The sequence below is a fragment of the Embleya sp. NPDC001921 genome (genome assembly GCF_053594475.1).
The window spans coordinates 266,341-283,097 of sequence record NZ_JBSFEO010000005.1; the positions used below are offsets into that span (position 1 = coordinate 266,341).

Annotated in this window: 18 protein-coding genes; 4 read left to right on the forward strand and 14 right to left on the reverse strand. The window is 67.7% G+C overall.

Going from position 1 to position 16,757, the window contains the following annotated elements:
- Nucleotides 1-96: 96 nt before the first annotated feature.
- The 14 genes from ACWCPW_RS08240 to ACWCPW_RS08305 form a co-directional block, all read right to left on the reverse strand.
- A complete protein-coding gene (locus ACWCPW_RS08240; protein ID WP_449760733.1) occupies nucleotides 97-1,530 on the reverse strand; it encodes a tyrosine-type recombinase/integrase in 1,434 nt (477 codons plus the stop codon).
- Entirely contained in the window at nucleotides 1,527-1,760 is a 234-nt protein-coding gene (locus ACWCPW_RS08245) for a helix-turn-helix transcriptional regulator (protein WP_449760734.1), read from the reverse strand. Before ACWCPW_RS08245 ends, ACWCPW_RS08240 begins: the two co-directional genes overlap by 4 nt.
- Nucleotides 1,753-1,947, reverse strand: a complete 195-nt coding sequence (locus tag ACWCPW_RS08250; RefSeq protein WP_449760735.1) for a hypothetical protein — start codon at nucleotides 1,945-1,947, stop codon at nucleotides 1,753-1,755. Before ACWCPW_RS08250 ends, ACWCPW_RS08245 begins: the two co-directional genes overlap by 8 nt.
- A gap of 294 nt (nucleotides 1,948-2,241) precedes the next feature.
- On the reverse strand, nucleotides 2,242-4,227 hold the full coding sequence (locus ACWCPW_RS08255; protein ID WP_449760736.1) for a DUF3987 domain-containing protein: 1,986 nt from the start codon (nucleotides 4,225-4,227) through the stop codon (nucleotides 2,242-2,244).
- Nucleotides 4,224-5,144 (reverse strand): hypothetical protein, encoded by a 921-nt coding sequence (locus ACWCPW_RS08260; protein ID WP_449760737.1) that lies wholly within the window; start codon nucleotides 5,142-5,144, stop codon nucleotides 4,224-4,226. Before ACWCPW_RS08260 ends, ACWCPW_RS08255 begins: the two co-directional genes overlap by 4 nt.
- Nucleotides 5,141-5,665, reverse strand: a complete 525-nt coding sequence (locus ACWCPW_RS08265; RefSeq protein ID WP_449760738.1) for a RapZ C-terminal domain-containing protein — start codon at nucleotides 5,663-5,665, stop codon at nucleotides 5,141-5,143. The genes ACWCPW_RS08260 and ACWCPW_RS08265 overlap by 4 nt, the downstream gene beginning before the upstream one ends.
- 87 nt (nucleotides 5,666-5,752) lie before the next feature.
- Nucleotides 5,753-5,965, reverse strand: coding sequence for a hypothetical protein (locus ACWCPW_RS08270; RefSeq protein WP_449760739.1), 213 nt, complete (start codon nucleotides 5,963-5,965; stop codon nucleotides 5,753-5,755).
- Nucleotides 5,966-6,100: 135 nt separating this feature from the next.
- A complete protein-coding gene (locus tag ACWCPW_RS08275; RefSeq protein ID WP_449760740.1) occupies nucleotides 6,101-8,131 on the reverse strand; it encodes a hypothetical protein in 2,031 nt (676 codons plus the stop codon).
- Nucleotides 8,131-8,748, reverse strand: coding sequence for a plasmid transfer protein TraA (gene traA, locus ACWCPW_RS08280; protein ID WP_449760741.1), 618 nt, complete (start codon nucleotides 8,746-8,748; stop codon nucleotides 8,131-8,133). The genes ACWCPW_RS08275 and traA overlap by 1 nt, the downstream gene beginning before the upstream one ends.
- The gene (locus ACWCPW_RS08285; RefSeq protein ID WP_449760742.1) at nucleotides 8,652-8,957 is read right to left on the reverse strand and encodes a hypothetical protein; all 306 of its coding nucleotides are present in this window, start codon (nucleotides 8,955-8,957) and stop codon (nucleotides 8,652-8,654) included. The genes traA and ACWCPW_RS08285 overlap by 97 nt, the downstream gene beginning before the upstream one ends.
- The gene (locus ACWCPW_RS08290) at nucleotides 8,954-9,898 is read right to left on the reverse strand and encodes a DUF2637 domain-containing protein (protein WP_449760743.1); all 945 of its coding nucleotides are present in this window, start codon (nucleotides 9,896-9,898) and stop codon (nucleotides 8,954-8,956) included. Before ACWCPW_RS08290 ends, ACWCPW_RS08285 begins: the two co-directional genes overlap by 4 nt.
- A complete protein-coding gene (locus ACWCPW_RS08295; RefSeq protein ID WP_449760744.1) occupies nucleotides 9,895-10,221 on the reverse strand; it encodes a DUF6303 family protein in 327 nt (108 codons plus the stop codon). Before ACWCPW_RS08295 ends, ACWCPW_RS08290 begins: the two co-directional genes overlap by 4 nt.
- Nucleotides 10,218-10,715, reverse strand: coding sequence for a hypothetical protein (locus ACWCPW_RS08300; protein ID WP_449760745.1), 498 nt, complete (start codon nucleotides 10,713-10,715; stop codon nucleotides 10,218-10,220). The genes ACWCPW_RS08295 and ACWCPW_RS08300 overlap by 4 nt, the downstream gene beginning before the upstream one ends.
- A complete protein-coding gene (locus tag ACWCPW_RS08305; protein ID WP_449760746.1) occupies nucleotides 10,703-11,032 on the reverse strand; it encodes a hypothetical protein in 330 nt (109 codons plus the stop codon). The genes ACWCPW_RS08300 and ACWCPW_RS08305 overlap by 13 nt, the downstream gene beginning before the upstream one ends.
- A gap of 443 nt (nucleotides 11,033-11,475) precedes the next feature.
- Between ACWCPW_RS08305 and ACWCPW_RS08310 the strand changes: the two genes are divergently transcribed.
- From ACWCPW_RS08310 to ACWCPW_RS08325, 4 genes are all read left to right on the forward strand, one after another.
- Nucleotides 11,476-12,243 (forward strand): GntR family transcriptional regulator, encoded by a 768-nt coding sequence (locus tag ACWCPW_RS08310; protein ID WP_449760747.1) that lies wholly within the window; start codon nucleotides 11,476-11,478, stop codon nucleotides 12,241-12,243.
- Nucleotides 12,244-12,255: 12 nt separating this feature from the next.
- On the forward strand, nucleotides 12,256-13,008 hold the full coding sequence (locus ACWCPW_RS08315; RefSeq protein ID WP_449760748.1) for a protein phosphatase 2C domain-containing protein: 753 nt from the start codon (nucleotides 12,256-12,258) through the stop codon (nucleotides 13,006-13,008).
- Between the two features lie 4 nt (nucleotides 13,009-13,012).
- Nucleotides 13,013-13,447 carry an NUDIX hydrolase gene (locus ACWCPW_RS08320; protein ID WP_449760749.1) on the forward strand — a complete coding sequence of 145 codons (435 nt, stop codon included), beginning with the start codon at nucleotides 13,013-13,015 and terminating at the stop codon, nucleotides 13,445-13,447.
- A gap of 504 nt (nucleotides 13,448-13,951) precedes the next feature.
- Nucleotides 13,952-16,408 (forward strand): DUF262 domain-containing protein, encoded by a 2,457-nt coding sequence (locus ACWCPW_RS08325; RefSeq protein ID WP_449760750.1) that lies wholly within the window; start codon nucleotides 13,952-13,954, stop codon nucleotides 16,406-16,408.
- Nucleotides 16,409-16,757 lie beyond the last annotated feature (349 nt).

The following is a 16,757-nucleotide window of genomic DNA, read 5'->3' on the forward strand; positions in this document are numbered from 1 at the left end:
ATGTCCAGCCATGTTCAGCCGTGACCGACTCTCCACGGCCGTCCACGGCGAATACGCGTCGAAGTTTCGGGGCGCTCGCCCGGACGAACCCCGAGGTCAGGCACCTTCGAGAGCGTCCCTGAGGGCCACGTCCACGAGCTTCCGGGCGCTCGCGTCCTGACCGACGATGCACTTGGCGTACACCCGCAACAGCACCGCGACGCTGTGCCCCGCCCACTCGGCGACCTGCGCAGGAGGTACGCCCGCGTTGAGCCACGTCGACACGGCGGCGTGCCGCAGGTCGTACGGCCGAGCGGCAAGCGGCGAACCGCACTCCTCCTCGGTCAGCGCCGCGGCACGTGCCGCCCGCCACACGGGGAGATGGCTCGACTCGGCGAGCAACCCACCGAGCGGACCGACGAACAGCAGGCCCCCGGCGCCGTACCCGAACCCTTCGACGTGCGATCGAAGACGCCGAACCAGGGCAGGGGGAGCCGGGACACGGCGAGTCGTCTCATCCGCTCGATGCTTCAGGCTGCGTTCTTCCCGGGACGTCCCGGAGTTTGTCCAGCGAGTGCCCCCGCGCGGGTTCGAGCGCGTGAGCAGCAACTCGCCCCACCCGTCGTCGGGGAGCCCAGCCAGATTTGCCCTGCGCAGGTTGATCGCCTCGGCGGGCCGCAGAGCCGCGTAGTACTGCGTGGCGAAGAACGCGGCGAGGCGGCGCCCCACCTCGCCCTGAGCCTCGACCGCCGCAAGCAGGGCTTCGGCCTGCTTCCGGTTCACCACGCAGCGACGATCCACCTGATCGTCCTGCTTCGGCAGCTTCCACGCGATGGCGTCGACGGGGTTGCCGTGAAGCCTGCCGAGTTCCACCGCGTAGTTGAATGCGTTCACGAGCACGGCCCGCTTGCGCGCGGTCGTGTTCGGCGCCGCTGATGTGCCGTCCAGGCGCTTGGAGAGAGCGTCCAGCGCGGCCCGAACGACCCGCGCGCCGTCGTCCGGCTCTTCGAGGTCCGTTACGCGAACGGTGTGCTTCTCCAGCCAGGCAAGCACCGCCGCGAACTCGTCCGGAGGCGGGCCGGCCGCCCGCTTCGGCGCTACGAATGCCCACTCGTAGAGCGCTCGCCGCAGCAGATCGGCATCCGGGCGCCCGCGGTCGGCCGTGATGAACGCGGGCATCACCGTGGCCAGGGACTCCGCGATGTTCCGGCGGCTTCCCGCTGCGGCACCGGGCCACTTCATGTCCACGTATTCGCAGGCATGGGAGTACCAGGAGCAGGAGTGAGTCTCGCGGTAGACCGGCTCCGGGAGGCCCGTGGCGATGTGGAAGGGGACGCCGCGTTGGGTGTACGCAAGGAGGCTTGCCCGTTCGGCGTTGGCGAACGTGCTGGTCGAGAAGGGTTGGCGGTGTTCCTTCCCCGCGACCACCCACCGAACGGTATAGGTCGTCTTGCGGGCACCTCGGTACACCAGCACGTCCCAGATGCGGACGTCTCGGGAGAAGCGACGACCTGTTTCCAGCGGCGCGTTCAGGTTCCGGCGACGCGTCATGCAGCCTCCTCAAGGGACTCGAACCAGGCGTCCAACACGCTTCGGCGAACGCGGAGTTCACCGTTGGGCAGCCGGATGCAGCGGGGCGCCTTTCTGATCTGGCGCCAGTAGTAGAAGGTCGACCGGCTCACACCGATCTCGTTGAGGACTTCGGCAAGCGTGAGCTTGTCGGTGGGCTTGGGCGGGCGAGGTGCGGTGGACTTGAGGGAGCGGACGCGGCGTTCAGTCATCCTTCGCTCCGTGGGTGTGGGGGTCGGCAGCGGTCGTGGGCGGTGCGATGGTCAGGTAGACGAGGCAGAGCTTCGAGGGCGGCCGGTCGGCGTAGGGGCGGCTGATGTCGAGGACTTCGAGCACTTCGGCGAGGGTTGCGGCGGTGTGGTCGCACTCGTCCGGTGTGCCGTGAAGACGGATACGCACAGTGACTCCCATGGGGTTGTGGACCCTTGGAGGCGCGCACAAATCGCTAAATTCGAGAGAGGGCCCTGACCTGTGGGTTCGCGGATCCTTAAATCGCGCACAAACCGCGCACAACTCGCACTAAATTCCGCTGCTCCCCGCGTGGGCAGCCCAGTTCACTACGGAAAGTGACGGATCCGGGCGGAAGCTCGGCAGGGCTCGGAGCCGGCGCCTGCTGATTTTGGCGCGATTTTGGCGCGGTTTGTGCGCGAATTAGCTTCTGGCAAAACCGCAGGTCAGAGGCCCGTTTTGAATTTAGCGATTTGTGCGGGGGTCCCTGAGGCTCGGGTGGAGGAGGTAGCGCTTCGCGGGCGGTCGCCCTCGGCCGCGCTTGTCCGGCGGCGGCATCGGCTGAAGCCACCCGAACTCCTCCAGCGTGGTTAGCGCCGGGTCGATCGAGCGGGACGTCGGGTACTCCCGGCAGCGGACGCCCTTGAACACGGCCGTGTGGCTCACCTCGCGCGCCGGGTTGGCCCTGAGCCAGCCATGTACGAGTCGGGCGCCGTCGAGGTCCATGTCCTCGTCGGTGCCCATGAGTTCGAACACGGCGAGGGCGTGGGCGACGAAGTAGTCGCCGAGGTTGATGGCCGCGGTCATGGTCTCGGGGGTGACGGGTTTGCCCCAGCCGTCGGTCAGGTGCTCGGCGAGGTGGAGCAGGCCCGCGATCCGCGCGACCGCGCCCGCGAGCTTGCTGGCCCACGTGGCGATGTGCCCGAGGGCACCCTCGCGCGGGCGCAGTTGCGGTTCGAGGCGCTCCTGAAAGACGGCGAACACGGCATCGGCCTCGGGCGAGACGGTGACCGCGGCGGGTTCGGTGAGCGCGCCGAGGGAGCGGGTGAGCGCGGCCATGTTGCGGCCGTACGTCTCCAGGACCTGCACGGGGATGGGCTCGGGGCGGGTGCTTCTGTAGCCCACCCAGGACTCCGGCAGGCTGTACAGGAATCGCGCCAGGAGCCCGCGTCCGGCGAACTCCTCCTGGGCGCCGATGGCCTTGAGGACGTCGGGTTGGCAGGCGAGTCCGATGGTCAGGGCGGGGGCGCGGAGGTATTCGGCGCGTCCGGCGCGGTTGACCTTGAGCATGTCCCCGGCGTGGCCCTTGAGGTAGACGTCGAGGTTGGATCGTCCACTGCTGTAGCGCCCGGCGATGATGTCGAACACCCCACCCTCGGCGGACAACACGGCCAACCGCCCGCCCTGCTGGGCGAGCAGGGAGGCGACCGCTTCCGGGGTGGCGTCGTCCGCGATCAGTTGCGGCATCGCGGGCACGGTCATCGCCTCGGCGGCCTGGGCGAGGTCGACGGCTTCGGCGGCGAGGTAGGAGCCGCCGCTTCCGTCGTCGTTGGCGGCCTTGATCGCGGCCTTCTTCGCGGCCTCCTCAGCGACGTCCTTGAGCATGCGGGCCTCGACCACGGCCATGCGGCTCTCCTCCTGCATGGCCTGCTCGACATCCAGCAACGGAGCCGTCATCAGGTCGAACACGGCGCTCTTGCGGTTGCCGGGCGGCAGCGCGGCGGCGGTGAACAGGTTCAGCGGCTCCGCCCACTGCCCCCGCACCCGCACCACCACCCGCCCACCGGCGGCCGTGGCCAGACACGACAGACCCACGACCCCGGCCAGATCCGGCGGGGTCTGCGTCTCCTCGGCGACCGCCGTCACGAACTCACCCATCCACCCGGGAAACGAGCCGACCGGCAACGGCGGCAGCGCTACCCCACCGCCGAGCGGGATCGGCTCCGGCCACCGCTCGCTGCTCGCTTCCGCGACGGCACGCAACTCGTCGGCGGCGACCCGACCGGCCTCCTCCGGGTCGGCGGACCCGGAGACCTGGACGAGCCGGACCCCGGCCTGGGCGATCCGCCGCAACCGGGCCTGTTCGGCCACGATCCGGGCGTAGTACGGGCCGTTCGCGGCGGTGGGCACCGCGCTCAGGCAGGTGTGCAGATAGGCGGCCCCGCCGACGCGGGAGATGACGCCCGCACGGGTCAGGTGGGCGGCCACGGCCACCGCGTCGGTCGGCTCCCCGACCGCCACCAGGTCCCGCACCGCGCGCCAGATCGAGGCGTGCGCGGGCCGGTAGAACGCCGTGTCGGGGTCGCCGAGTTCGGCCTCGATCTCGGCGATGACCGATCCATCCAGCAGGGCCGCGCCGAGAACGGAGCGTTCGGCGTCCAGGTCGCACGCGACGCCGTCGATCGGCACATCGTCGGAAGCGCCGGGGCGCTCGAAGGGGATGGCGGTCATGCCGCGGTCACCTCACCATCGGCCTCGTCGTGGCATCCCCACGGCGAGCAGCCACCCCGGCGGTCCTCTTCCGCGAGCCGGTCGGCGTGCTGGGCGAGGATGTCGCCCTGACGGTCCTTCCATTCGCGGCGGCTGATCCGGTCGATCGGCGCCTCGTCCAGCGGAACACAGGAGCGGTGGAGGTATTCGCGGATGCCGTCGGGGTGCGCGGTGGTGCGCAAGGCGTGGTCGAAGGCGACGGCCTGGGCCCATTCGTCGGGGCTGGTGTCGCGCAGGTCGCGCCATTCGCGGTCGGTGTGCATGGGGCAGCCGACGCATGCGCTGCGCGGGGTGTGTCCCCAGCCGTGGGCGCGCAGGTGGCGTGCGCAATCCGCGCGGGTCCAGCCGGTGTGCCCGTCGGCTGCCCCGGTCAGGTCGAGCAGGGGAAAGTCGTTTCGCAGGTAGCGGCGTCGGGAGTCCTTGGCACGATGGAGTTCGTCCCGGCTGATCCCGATGTCCTGAAGTGCGTATACACCGTCGGGGACCCTGCGCGGGTGGGGGTAGCCGAGGCGTTCGCGGACGAGGCGCTTGAGTTCGTCCAGCTTGTATTGCTTGGTGCACTGGCGCTGGCCGATGCCGCGCCTGCCGTTGGGATGCACGATGTGCACGGGCATCGTGACGAATCGCCGGTGGAGACCGTCGGCCCGAATGTCCCCGGCGCCGACCCGGACCAGTTCGATCCCGGCCGGGCGTGCGATCTCCGCCTCGATCCGGTCCAGGTGCGCGTGCACGCGGGCGGGTTCCCACCCGGTGTCCGCGAACGCAGCGAGATCGTAGCGAGGGATGCGGCCCTGCGCGGACAACAGCAGCAGGGTCGTGGACTGCACCCCGGCACCCAATGAGAGCATCCGCAGCGCGGGTGCGGCCGTTGTCGTCATCGGCCCACCCGTCCGTCGCGGCACTTCGAGCAGCGGGCCTGGTGGAACTCCCCGTCCCGGGCGGTGTACCACTCGTAGCCGTCGCCCTTGCAGCGCTGGCAGGCCGGGTCGGTCTCGGTGTGGTCGGCGGAGGGCAGGACCGGCCGGTGCACGTCGCGATGCTCGATCTCGATCCGCGAGCACCCGTCGCCGAGGATGTCGGCGATGTGGCGGGCGACGGCAACGCTGCGGTGTCTACCGCCGATGCACCCGCAGGCCACGATGATCGGACCGGGGACGGCGTGGGCGAGGTCGTGCGCGGCGAGGGCGATCACGGCGGCGAGGTCGCGCACGCCCGGGGTGTCGAGGACGTGCTCGAACACGTCCTCGTCCAGGCCCGTCCGGTAGCGCATCGCGGGGTCGCCGTGCGGGTTGCGGAACCTCCTGCGGAGGTCGAGCGTGATCTCGGCCTCGGGGGCGTCGGCGTGGCCGTAGCCGAAACTGACGACACGGATCACCCGCGCGGGGCTGTGATTTGTCATGCTCGTGGTCCCTTCCGGGTCCTTGAGGTCGGGTTGGGCCCGGGACGACCGCCGGTCTTGGCGGATGGACGGTCGTCCCGGGGGTTGTCAGACCTTCAGGTCGGCGATCTCCTTGGCGCGGTTGGGGAAGAGGATGCGCCGGGAGACGGTGCCGAGGACGATGCGCTTGTCGGTGCGGTGTGCGGACGTGAGCAGGTTCCGCCCCGTGGTCAGGGCGTGGGTGTCGGTCGGCTCGCTGTAGTACTTGCTGCCGCGCGTGGTGCCTGAGGCGTCTTTGAACTCGATCTGGAACTGGGCCATGGCGACCCTCCTCGGGTGGCGTGTTGGTGGTGTCAGGAGTCAGGTGTCAGGGGGTGTCAGAGTGCGGTTTTCTCTTGCGCGTGCGCGCGCGAGGGGTGTCAGACGCGTTCTGACATGTCAGAGCCGTCGGGGGTGTCAGGGCGCCGTGACCAGCTCGGACACGGTCTGCCAGTGGTCGGTCCAGCGGTAGGTTCCGGGCTCCGGTTTCGTAAGGCGGCCCTCTTCGACCAAGCGGGCCAACTCGCCCATGACCCACGGGCGTTTGCGGCCGACGGCGGTGACGGTTTCGGCGAGATCGTTCGGGGCGAACCCGCTGCGGCCCTCGATCCTCAGTTCCTCGATCCGGGCTTCGAGCGTCGCGACCGAGGTTGCACGGTCGCGGCGGAACGGGTTGGCTTCGCCGATTGAGACGGCGGGGCGACCGGTGGGCGGGATCTCCTGGTCGACGTCGACTGTGCCCAGGTCCTCGGTGTCGGGCCGCGGCTCGAACTCGACCGGGGCGTCCCGCTGTTCCTCGGTGGGGCCGGTGGGGGTGTCGTCCATGTCCGCCGCCTTCTCGCGAGACTCTGCGCGGGCGTCGGCGACGGCCTCCTTGAGGCCGATCGGGTTGTGCCGGTTGGCGAATGCGGCACCGGCCGCCCTCGCGGTGACCAGGTCGGAGACCGCGCGCAGGTTCTTGTGCACGGCGATGACCTTGCGGAGCTTCGCCGGGTCGGACATGTACGAGCGGATCGGGATCGGCCAGCGGGCTTCGGGGATGCCGGGCGCGACCAGGTAGTTCTTGCCGGGGCAGGTGTTGCCCCAGCGCACCGGGTCGGCACCGGCCTCGGTCAGCGCGTCGGGCGTGACGTAGTTCGCGTCGATGTCCTCGCCCTGACCGTGGATGAGGCCGCCGGGGAACTGCCCGCGCGACTTCCGAGGGATGACGGTGTGGTCGAAGACCTGAGCGGACGCCAGGAGCGCAACACCGGCCGATCGAGCCTCTTGGCCTGCCGTCACCCACGCCTCGTTGCCGCGCAGCACCCGGGACGCCTCCTCCACGAACACGCACAGGAACGGCATTCCGTGCTTGTCGTAGACCTCGGGTACCCACTGCTTGTAGCCCCACCGGCCGAGTTGATCGGCCCGCGCGGTGATCACGTCGGGCAGGCTGGAGATCATCGCCAGGGTGCGGGCCGTCCCGATCGCCACCCATTCGAACGCACCGGCCACGTCCTGGAGGGTCTGGCTGCCCTTGCCCGGGTCGCCGATCCACATCACGACCCGACGGCGCGTGGCCACTTCCGCCACGACGTCGATCGTGGTCTCGCCCTTCCCCGCCCCGGTCATCCCGGAGATGAGGAAGTGCGTCACCGGCCGCGGCTGCCTGCCCTTGCCACCCGGCTCGCCCGGCAGCCAGAACTCGGCGGGCTGGCCGTCCTCGTAGATGCCGTACCGGATCGGCTCGGAGATGCACGCCCCGGGCCGCGAAGGGCCCGGCCATGCGATCGGGTCCTTCAGCAGGTCCTTGACCACGATCGACAGGTGCGCCCGGTCACCGCGTTCGTCGTCCTCGCGCACGGTGATCCCACGTGCGTGGATCCCGAGCGCGGAAGCGATGTGCTTGCGCGCTCCCTGCACGTCCTCGACGGTGACCTCGCCAGGCGGCAACCCCAGCGTCGCCGTGAGCCTGTGCCCGTCGATCGTCGCGCTCTGCACCGTGGTGCCCTTGAGCCGGTTTACCTTGTCGAACAGGTCCGTCCCCGAGGGCAGGGCCTTGGGGCCGTCCGCGCCGCCGTTGCGGGTGAGCTTGCGGATATTCCACGACAGCGCCGTGCCGACGCCCAGGATCGCCCACGCGGACATCGCTCCCGGCGCCCCCGGGTCCAGCGCCGCCGACAGTGGCATTGCGCCCGTGGCCAGCGCGCATGTGACTGTGGCGTGCCAGCGCCACATCGGCGCCCCGTCGGGCGCCACCTTCGCGGTCCCGGCGGTCAACGCGGCCGACGCGAGCGTGGCGGCCATCACCGGGCCCGGCTGATTCGCCCACGCGTGGTGGGCGACGTTGGCCGCCGCGTACGTCGTCCCGGCCAGCAGCCACGGCGGTGTGAACGGCAGCAACTTGGACACCATCGCCGCGGCGGCGCGGTTCGCTCCCGCAGTCACCGGGTTCTTCGCGGCGGCCATCAGTGCCCCTCCTCGAACTGGAAGGTCGGCTTGCGAGTCGCGCGCTTCTGCGGGTTCATCTCCAACTCGAACTGCTTCTCGAAGCTCCTCCACGCGCGCACCATCGACGCGGCGGCGTGCTGGGAGGCGTCGGCGGCGGTGCGGATGTGCCCGGCCACCAGGCGCGCCCGCTTGTGCGACGGGTTGCGCCCGCTCCCGGCGGGCGGGTCCGGGACCTCCATCAGGAACGCCTGCAGCTCCTCGGCGCTCACGTTCAGTTCGATGGCCAAGATCCGAAACGCCTTGCGCGCCCGGTCGCAGTACTGGCGCAACGCGGCGTCAGTGACCAACTCGGTGTCACCGAGCGACGGTTGGGTGGACATGGATTCAGCCCCCTTGTGGGATCGGTGCTGTGGTGGACCCGCCTCGTCCCGGCGGAACCCGATCCGCTCTTCCCGCCCGGTCCGTCCGTTGGGAGCCGGGGCGGGAGAGAGTCGGTTGGTCGGGTGAAAGTGAACGGGCCGGCTCTTTCGCCGGGCGCTCAGAAGAGTGGTTGCGTCTTGGACTCGGCCGTGTGCTCGCGTGCCGCGGCCTTGCACGCGGCACCTCGTGCCGGGCCGTGGCAGCGTTCGCACCACGTCGTCAGGTCCGCCGAGCCCAGCCCGACCGCGACCGTGAGGGATGCCGCGAGGTCGCGCGGTCCGACGATCAGGCCGTCGTGGCGGTCGCATCGGCCGTTGGTGTCCTTGTGGCGTCGGCCGCACTGTCCGGTGCAGCCGCAGGTCCCGCTCTCACGGGTGGCCACCGCCGACCACAGTTCGGCGCCGACGATCGGGGGCCGGTTCATCCCGCCCCCTCGACCAGGCTCAGTCGCCCGGCGGGTGGGTCCTCGCGGAGTTCCTGGTATCGGGCGGAAACCCAGCCGACCGACCAGCCGCACAACTCGGCCGCCGACCGCACCGGGCGCTTTTCCTCGAACGCGGCCCGCACCACCGCACGAGCACGCTCTTCGGGCAACCGGCCCTCCGCCGGATCGACTGCCAACAACTCGCGTCGCTCACGCTTGGCGTGTTCGGCGGCCTGACGTTCGAGCTGTTGATGCTCGACCCGCAGCCGCTCCTCCTCGCGTTCACGGCGTTCACGCTCGGCCGCCTCGGCCCGTTCCCGGGCCCGCTCCGCCTCCCGTTCCCGCCGAAGCGCACGCTCGGCCGCCTCGACCTGTTCACGGGCCAACCGGGCCTCGTGCTCACGCTGTTCACGCATCACCGACGCGTGGTGCTCACGCTCCTCGCGACGAGCCCGTTCGGCAGCCGCCCGACGCTCTGCCGCGGCCGTCTCGCGCTCCTCGCGTTCGGCCCGTTCACGCTCGTTCAGCGCGACCCGAGCGGCCGTGATCGCCCGCCGGTACGCGAGTCCGGTCTCGGCGGTGACGATCAGCAGCAAAGGGGCCACGGCGTGCACGGCGACGCCGACCGGGTCCCGGCGCAACGCGCTGTCGGCGACGTTCAGGAGCAGCGTCATCAGGCCCGTCATCCACCGCAGCACGACCGGCCACCCACCGCCGTGCCCGCCCAGGCGGGCCAGCGCGGCGTCCAGGCGCACCACGATCACCACCGCCGCGTCGACCACCAACGGCAGGATCGGCGCCGTCCACGCCCACCGGGCCGGGGTGTGCGCCGCGGCCAACGGGGTGACCGTCAGGACGGAGTAGAGCATCGCGCCGGCCACGATCAGCCACGAGCCGACGTTCAACGCCCGTTCCGCCGAACGCAGTTGAGCGGCGTTCACGGGGCCTCACCGTCCGCCCGGCGGACCTCGACCGCCGCGATCAGCCGCACCGGCGACGTGTCGTCCCCGGGCACCTCCGCGTGCTCGGTCCAGTCCCACTCGGCGCCGTCCGTGAACACGAAACCGAGCGCGTTCAACGCCCGTGAACGCCGCGCCGGGGTCGGCACCGCCGACCCCCGGGCGAACTCGTGCACCGGCCACCGCGACACCAACCCGGACATCGGCACGAACACCTGCCAACGCCCGTCACGAAACGTCAGCAACGCCTTGAACGCCACACCGCCGTCGACCCGGCACTGCAGCCCGATACGCGTGTCGGTCATCGCACACCCGCCGACACCGCGTGCTCCAACCGGTGCGTGAACTCCGCCCACGTCTCCGCCGGCCACCCGCCGCTCGGGCCGTGGCGATCCACGAAGTCCTCGACCAACGCGGCCCGCGTCGAGAACTCCCCGACCGGACGCCCACCACGGGCACCACGCGCCCACTCGTCGACCCCGTGAGCCCACAACACGCACCGATCCCGCAGGCTGCGTCGGCCGACCCGGGAGACGATCAGAAGCAGGTCCGCCGATACGACCACGAAGTTCAGCATCGCCACCGGCACGGCCCACGCCCCGGGGGTGAGCGAACCCGTCACCAGCGCCGCCCCGGCACCCCCGGCGAGCGCGAGCAGGACCGGCGCCGCCGTCAACACGCGGAACCCGACCGCTGCCACCGTCCGGCGGGCCAGGCCGAGCGTGTTCGCACTCGGCGACCAACGCGGCATGTGCGCGACCGGCCACACGGCCAACTCCCGGGGCGTCACGCCGCCCACGACCCCTCGCGCACCGCAGTGTCGATCCGCGCCACCAGGCCGAACGGGGCGGAGGAGAGCGCCAGCATCTCGGCGCACACCCACGTTCCCGCGTCCACCACCCGCAACCCGGCCAACATCCGCTCCACGTGCCGGGCGAGTTCGCGATCCGTCGCCCACAGGTCGGCGAGGATGTCCCGCGCCGCGTCCAGCCGCGCCGCCTCCTCCTCCGCCGACTCACCGGGCTCCCCGTCGAACAGAGCCCAATCGATGCCGAGCGCCAACTCGGCGAACTCGGCCCTCGTGGCCGCCACGCGGCCATCCACAATGGTCTTCACGGTCGTGTACTCCTTGCATCGGAGGAACGACCCACGGAGTGGCCACCACCCCGCCAAGGACAGGTGGCCGCTCCGGCACACATCGGTGTGCCTCATCCCAAGGGACGAGTGGCCTTGACCCCCGACGCGCGACATCTCGCGCCGCCCGCCGAGGACCAAAAGCACTCGTAGCCAGCCCCTGTGCAGCACGCATCCGAGCGGCCCGGGGCTTTGGCCGAAGTGCTCGGATCGATCCAGTTGTCAAGGAACAAGCCAACTCCGCTACCACCCGGACGAGCGGCGATGAACGCCGCCGTATCCGCCGGAACGCAGAGCCAGCACAGACACGTGGAACCAGGCACCTAGATGCCTCACAACTTCACTAGTGAGGTTGTGGTGTGACGGTAGCGCTACAGCGCGCTCGGGTGCAATACCTCACTAGTGAAGTCACCTAAGCTGGGGATATGGCCATCGATCCGACCGACCCGCGTTCGCCGTCCCGTCAGATCGCGGACGAACTCCGCGACGAGATCACCAGCGGGCGCCTGGCGCCTGGTGACAAACTTCCGTCCGAAAGTGTGCTCGTGGGACGGTTCGGGACCGCGCCCCAGACCGCCCGTCAAGCCGTTGCCTTGCTCAAGGCTGAGGGCCTGGTGGTGTCGGAGCGAGGTCGGGGCGTCTTCGTCAAGAAGCAGCCGCCGACCATCCACATGGGCTCACACCGCTTCTCCAGGAAGACCCGCTCGTCCGGCAAGGCTGCTTTCGAAGCAGAGATCGAGGCCCAGGGCCGGAAGTGGGGGCAAGAAATCCTGGAGCTGGCCGAGGTACCAGCTCCGGACTGGGTAGCCGAGTGGTTCGACGTGGCACCGGGGACTACCGTCTTCGTCCGCCGCCGTCGCAACTGGGTTGACGATGATCCGACGCAGGTTGCCGATAGCTACTACCGACTGGAGACCGTGGAAGGGACTGCAATCCGCACTCCTGACACAGGCCCGGGAGGGAGCTACGCGAGGCTGGAGGAGCGAGGGCACCACCTCGAACGCTTTCGGGAGGAGATCGCCATTCGCATGCCCACCCCTGCCGAGACCAAGGCCCTTCGGCTGTCGCCTGGTACACCGGTGGCCGATCTGCGGCGCATCGCGTTCACGGCCGCTGGGCCTGTGGAAGTGTTGACGTCCGTGGTCGCCGGTGATCGCCACGTTTTTTGCTACGAGTTCGACGCACCCGAGTAGACGGGAAGAACCTTGCAGGTCACCCACATCAGTGAGCCCTCTCCGGGCGGCGTGAATGACGACTACGTCGTGGCGAGCGAGCGCTTCGTCATCGTGTTGGACGGCGCCACCGCGAACGGCCTGTCAACCGGCTGCATCCATGATGTCCCGTGGGTGGTCGGCCGCTTGGCCGCGCAACTTTCGCTTCGACTGATCGCCGGGGACCACGTGCCCCTTGCCGACATCCTCGCGGAGAGCATCACGGCCGTCTGCGAGCAACACGCGGACACATGCGATTTGACGAACCCGAACAGCCCCTCGACCACCGTTGCCCTTCTGCGCCACCACGGGTCCGTGGTGAACTACCTCGTTCTGTGCGACTCGCCCATCCTGATCGAGACGACCGCCGGGAGCGTGCAGTTGGCGAACGACGACGCCACCGCGCATCTGCCGGGGTACACGCGGGAGATTCTGCAAGAGGTGCGGAACCAGCCGGGGGGCTTCTGGGTCGCCAGTACGAAGCCGGAGGCTGCCAAGCACGCCGTGACCGGCTCCGTGCCTGCCGGTGACGTGCGACGGGTGGCCGTCATGACGGACGGCATTTCGCGGCTGTTCGAGCGGTACGAGTGGTCGTTGAGTCGTGTCCTGGATGAACTCGAAGCGAACGGCCCCGCATCGTTGGTGGATGCCGTTCGACGGGCCGAAGTCGAGACACCAACCGGGCAATTCCGGGGTAAGCAGCACGACGACGTCACGGTGGCGCTATGCACCCGGTTCGGAGCGTGAGCCCATGTCCACGCTGCCGCGCCACTCGGTTAGCGTCGCCGGTGTCGTCCTGGACGCGTCGGGCCGCTGCCTCCTGACGAAGCGCCGGGACAACGGACAGTGGCAGGCGCCGGGTGGCGTGCTCGAACTCGCCGAGAGCATCCCGGACGGCCTTCGTCGCGAAGTGCGCGAAGAGACCGGCTTGGACGTCGAACCGTTGGCCCTGACTGGCGTCTACAAGAACATGCCTCTCAGTGTCGTGGCACTCGTCTTCCGATGCCGACTGCTCAGCGGGCGCCTGACGGAGAACGATGAGGTGTCGGCCTTCACCTGGGCGTCGCGTTCGGAGTTGTCCGACCTCATGACCGAGGCTTTTGCGGTCCGGGTAATTGACGCCATGACCGAGCCTTCAGCGCCCGCTATCCGGGCTCATGACGGAACCCATCTGCTCTACGGCTGAGGCCACGCCTCGCTAGTCGGACCGGCTCTCTGCAGCGGGCCTGACCAGTTGACTCAGCTCCGCAACCAACCTCTCCTGTGACGGGCGCATCGTGAGCCCCCGTGTGGGGCCTAAGAGAAACGTGAGCCCAAACAGAAGGAGAGTAGTCCCAGCTCGCTGCTGGCTGCCTACCTGTCCGAAGCTGCAGAAGTCTCGTGCTCTAGGCACCCCAGATACGGATGAACCCCAGCCATCCGGGAGATTTGCCATCTACTCGCTGTGGCGTTCACCTCACGGCTCACACCTGTGGCAGGGGTTGTGCAACGACACACCTGGCGCAGACACCACCAGTTAACAGCCCGTTTCAGCCCCTATCGATGACGGCTCCTCGACGAACCTGCTGGATAGGCCACGAAATCGGACTGGAGTGCTAGATGATGTCCTTGCTGAGGACGGCGGCGACGACGCTTGACTCGTGTGCCACACCCTATCCGAGCGAACTGCTAAGCGAAAACGGGAATATGCATGCCTACGCAGGCTAAGGAAATATTCGAGGCGCAGAGCAAGAGCCTCCGCGAGCTTCTATCTGACAATGGTCTGGGCCTCTACCTACCGCCCTATCAGCGTCCATACGGCTGGGGCAAAGACAAAGTCGAGAAATTGCTCGACGACACACTGCATGGCCTCAAGAACCTAGGTGAGGCGCCGGACAGTTTCACCTTCTTGGGCACCGTCATCACCATCCATGACGTCAACCACGTTACGGTGAAGCCAATCGTCAAGCCCGAGGTCCCGTCCAAGGTCCTTACCGTGATCGATGGGCAGCAGCGTTTGTCGAGCCTCCTTATCCTGCTGGTCGACCTGCACAATCTCATTCGTCAGCGTGCATGGAAGGTCTTCAAGGGCAAGGCGCCGGATCAGACCGATAGTGCTCGGATTCACCTCTACTCGGAAACGGTCAACATCCTGCAGATGCTTGGGGCGGCGTTCTACGAGCGAAAGAACTTCGGAAGTACGCCGATCTACCCGCGCCTCATTCGAGCCTTCGTGGATCAGTGGGCTAAAGACGAGAACCTCAAGAAGTATGATTCGCCGATCGCCAATCTTATTTACAGCTACTCGGTGCTGGCCGACAGCGAGCCGGTAGATTTTAAACCGACGGACTTCAGGCCGAAGGCGCGGCAGAATGCAGGTGAAGGCGAAGGCGATCTCATTAAGAGGTTCAACGAGATCCGAACGGCGTTGACCAAGCTGGCGCAGCGAAATGCTATCGAGGAGCTGGAGAATCTGCCGCCGCTAGCCACTCTTGCCACCAGCATCGAGTTCCAGCGTGCGCTCTTCAATCACGAACTCGACCCCGAGCTCTGTACTTGGCTGGGGCAGCTGCAGGACGAGCCTGAGGCTGAGCTGATGCGACTCGTCATGTTTGCTGCCTATAGCTTGAACCGCATCGCTCTTACGGTCGTGCAAGGCAAAGATGAGGACTACGCCTTCACGATCTTCGAGTCTTTGAACACCACGGGCGAGCCTCTGACTGCCTTCGAGACTTTCCTCCCTCGGGTGGTCATGGCAGAGAAGATTCAAGAATACCAAGATTCGGACGCACACAGGCACATGAGGGCGGTTCAGAGCTACCTCGATCATTTCGACGTCGGCGACAAGCTTCAGAACGCGACTCGAGACCTGCTGGTTACTTTCGCGTTGGCAGAGACTGGGAAGAAGCTTTCCAAGCGTCTCCCGGATCAGCGGGTCTACATGCGCGATACCTTTGAGCGTCACAAGGACTCGGCCGATGATCGCATCGCGTACTTGCGCCACCTACGTGACACGGCGGCCTTTGTCGGGAAGACCTGGGAGCCTGCGGCCAACTCTCCTCGCACGCTATCTGAGCTAGAAGCGACCGCCATGACGGACACTGTGAAGTTGTGTCTGGCCTTCCTTAGTTCGCTCAATCACACCATTGCCATCGCGCCGCTCGTGCGCTTCTACTCCGAGGCTGTTCACGCGGACGAAGGAGAGGCGAGGAGCAAGCGCATCATCGAGTTTGAGAAGGCGATCAAGGCAATCACTGCCTTCACGGTATTCTGGCGAGCAACCCGCCGCGGCACGGGTAACATCGACAGCCAGTACCGGGCGGTCATGGCCGGGGACTCACTCACGGGCATTGGACCGCTCGCTCGGCAGTGGGCAGTGCCGAATGCATCGAAGCCTGATCCGATTGTCGACGCCGAGGCGCTGAAGACGGAACTTGCGGCGCGTTTGTTGCACCCTAAGCACGGCGGTGTCCCAAACTTGGCGTCGTTCCTGGCATCTGCTTCCGCGCTGCCGCTCTACTCAATTAGTCGCCCGCTGACGCGCTTCCTTCTTCTGGCCGCATATCACGATACGATTGAAGATCCGGGGAACCCGGGCCTGATCATCCAAGGCAAGGCGGGGGTCGCCTCATGCTTCACCGCAGACGGTTGGGCGGACGAGACACACCTCACGATCGAACACATCGCACCACAGCAGGCCACGGGTGGGTGGGATCAGGAGTTCTACAGCCAGAAGGAGACCGTCCACAAGCTGGGCAATCTGGTTCTGGCACCAGGCGCTGCCAACACATCCCTCAGCTCGCGGCCTTGGACCGAGAAGAAGGTCCTGTATGAGGCACTCGGTGCCTCGACGGCCGACGACGCCAAGTCGATCCTCAACAATTCTGGCGTGACGTTCGCACAGACGACTGAAGATCTAGCGGCCATGTCACGCTACCTCCCGCACCTGCGCGCACTGGGTCAGCGTGAAGGCGACTGGAATCCGACGTTCATGGATCAGCGTGCTGACGTCCTCCTACGTCTGGCTTACTCACGGCTCAAGGTCTGGCTTGGCCTGGAACTGTCTGACTCCAGCAGTGATCTGGTGGTCAAGGTCGAGGATGTGGAGACGGAGAACGATGAGCTCGATGCGAGCGAGGATGCCGTGGGAGCAAGTGGAACGACGTGACAATACAAGCCGGTTGGACGGTGTTGACGAATCGGCTGGATAGGCCACGAAACCGGACTGGAGCACTAACGTGGCACTCGTTGCACGAGTGTCCTCCCAGGCCATCTCGGGGTGGTGAAAGAGTGCTCAACGAGTAACAACGCTGACAACTGCCGACAGCTCTGCACCAGATCAGGAGGCCAATCGCTAGGCGGTCGCAGGTCACGGACTCCGTTGATCAGTTATGGCTACAGAGCAGCGGAGTACAGCAACCATCGCAACCGTAGGCGCCGCGAAGTAGCCCACCAGCGGCTCGGCGGCCGCCCGGATGGCTGCTGATGACCGGTCCGGACAGAGCTACGGATCAGAA

Coding starts and splice junctions, on each gene's coding strand:
- ACWCPW_RS08285 (WP_449760742.1), bottom strand. CDS start 8,957: ATGAACCGGCCCCCGATCGTCGGCGCCGAACTGTGGTCGGCGGTGGCC.
- ACWCPW_RS08325 (WP_449760750.1), top strand. CDS start 13,952: ATGCCTACGCAGGCTAAGGAAATATTCGAGGCGCAGAGCAAGAGCCTC.
- ACWCPW_RS08295 (WP_449760744.1), bottom strand. CDS start 10,221: ATGACCGACACGCGTATCGGGCTGCAGTGCCGGGTCGACGGCGGTGTG.
- ACWCPW_RS08255 (WP_449760736.1), bottom strand. CDS start 4,227: ATGACCGCCATCCCCTTCGAGCGCCCCGGCGCTTCCGACGATGTGCCG.
- ACWCPW_RS08270 (WP_449760739.1), bottom strand. CDS start 5,965: ATGGCCCAGTTCCAGATCGAGTTCAAAGACGCCTCAGGCACCACGCGC.
- ACWCPW_RS08275 (WP_449760740.1), bottom strand. CDS start 8,131: ATGGCCGCCGCGAAGAACCCGGTGACTGCGGGAGCGAACCGCGCCGCC.
- ACWCPW_RS08310 (WP_449760747.1), top strand. CDS start 11,476: ATGGCCATCGATCCGACCGACCCGCGTTCGCCGTCCCGTCAGATCGCG.
- ACWCPW_RS08240 (WP_449760733.1), bottom strand. CDS start 1,530: ATGACGCGTCGCCGGAACCTGAACGCGCCGCTGGAAACAGGTCGTCGC.
- ACWCPW_RS08260 (WP_449760737.1), bottom strand. CDS start 5,144: ATGACGACAACGGCCGCACCCGCGCTGCGGATGCTCTCATTGGGTGCC.
- ACWCPW_RS08320 (WP_449760749.1), top strand. CDS start 13,013: ATGTCCACGCTGCCGCGCCACTCGGTTAGCGTCGCCGGTGTCGTCCTG.
- ACWCPW_RS08265 (WP_449760738.1), bottom strand. CDS start 5,665: ATGACAAATCACAGCCCCGCGCGGGTGATCCGTGTCGTCAGTTTCGGC.
- ACWCPW_RS08245 (WP_449760734.1), bottom strand. CDS start 1,760: ATGACTGAACGCCGCGTCCGCTCCCTCAAGTCCACCGCACCTCGCCCG.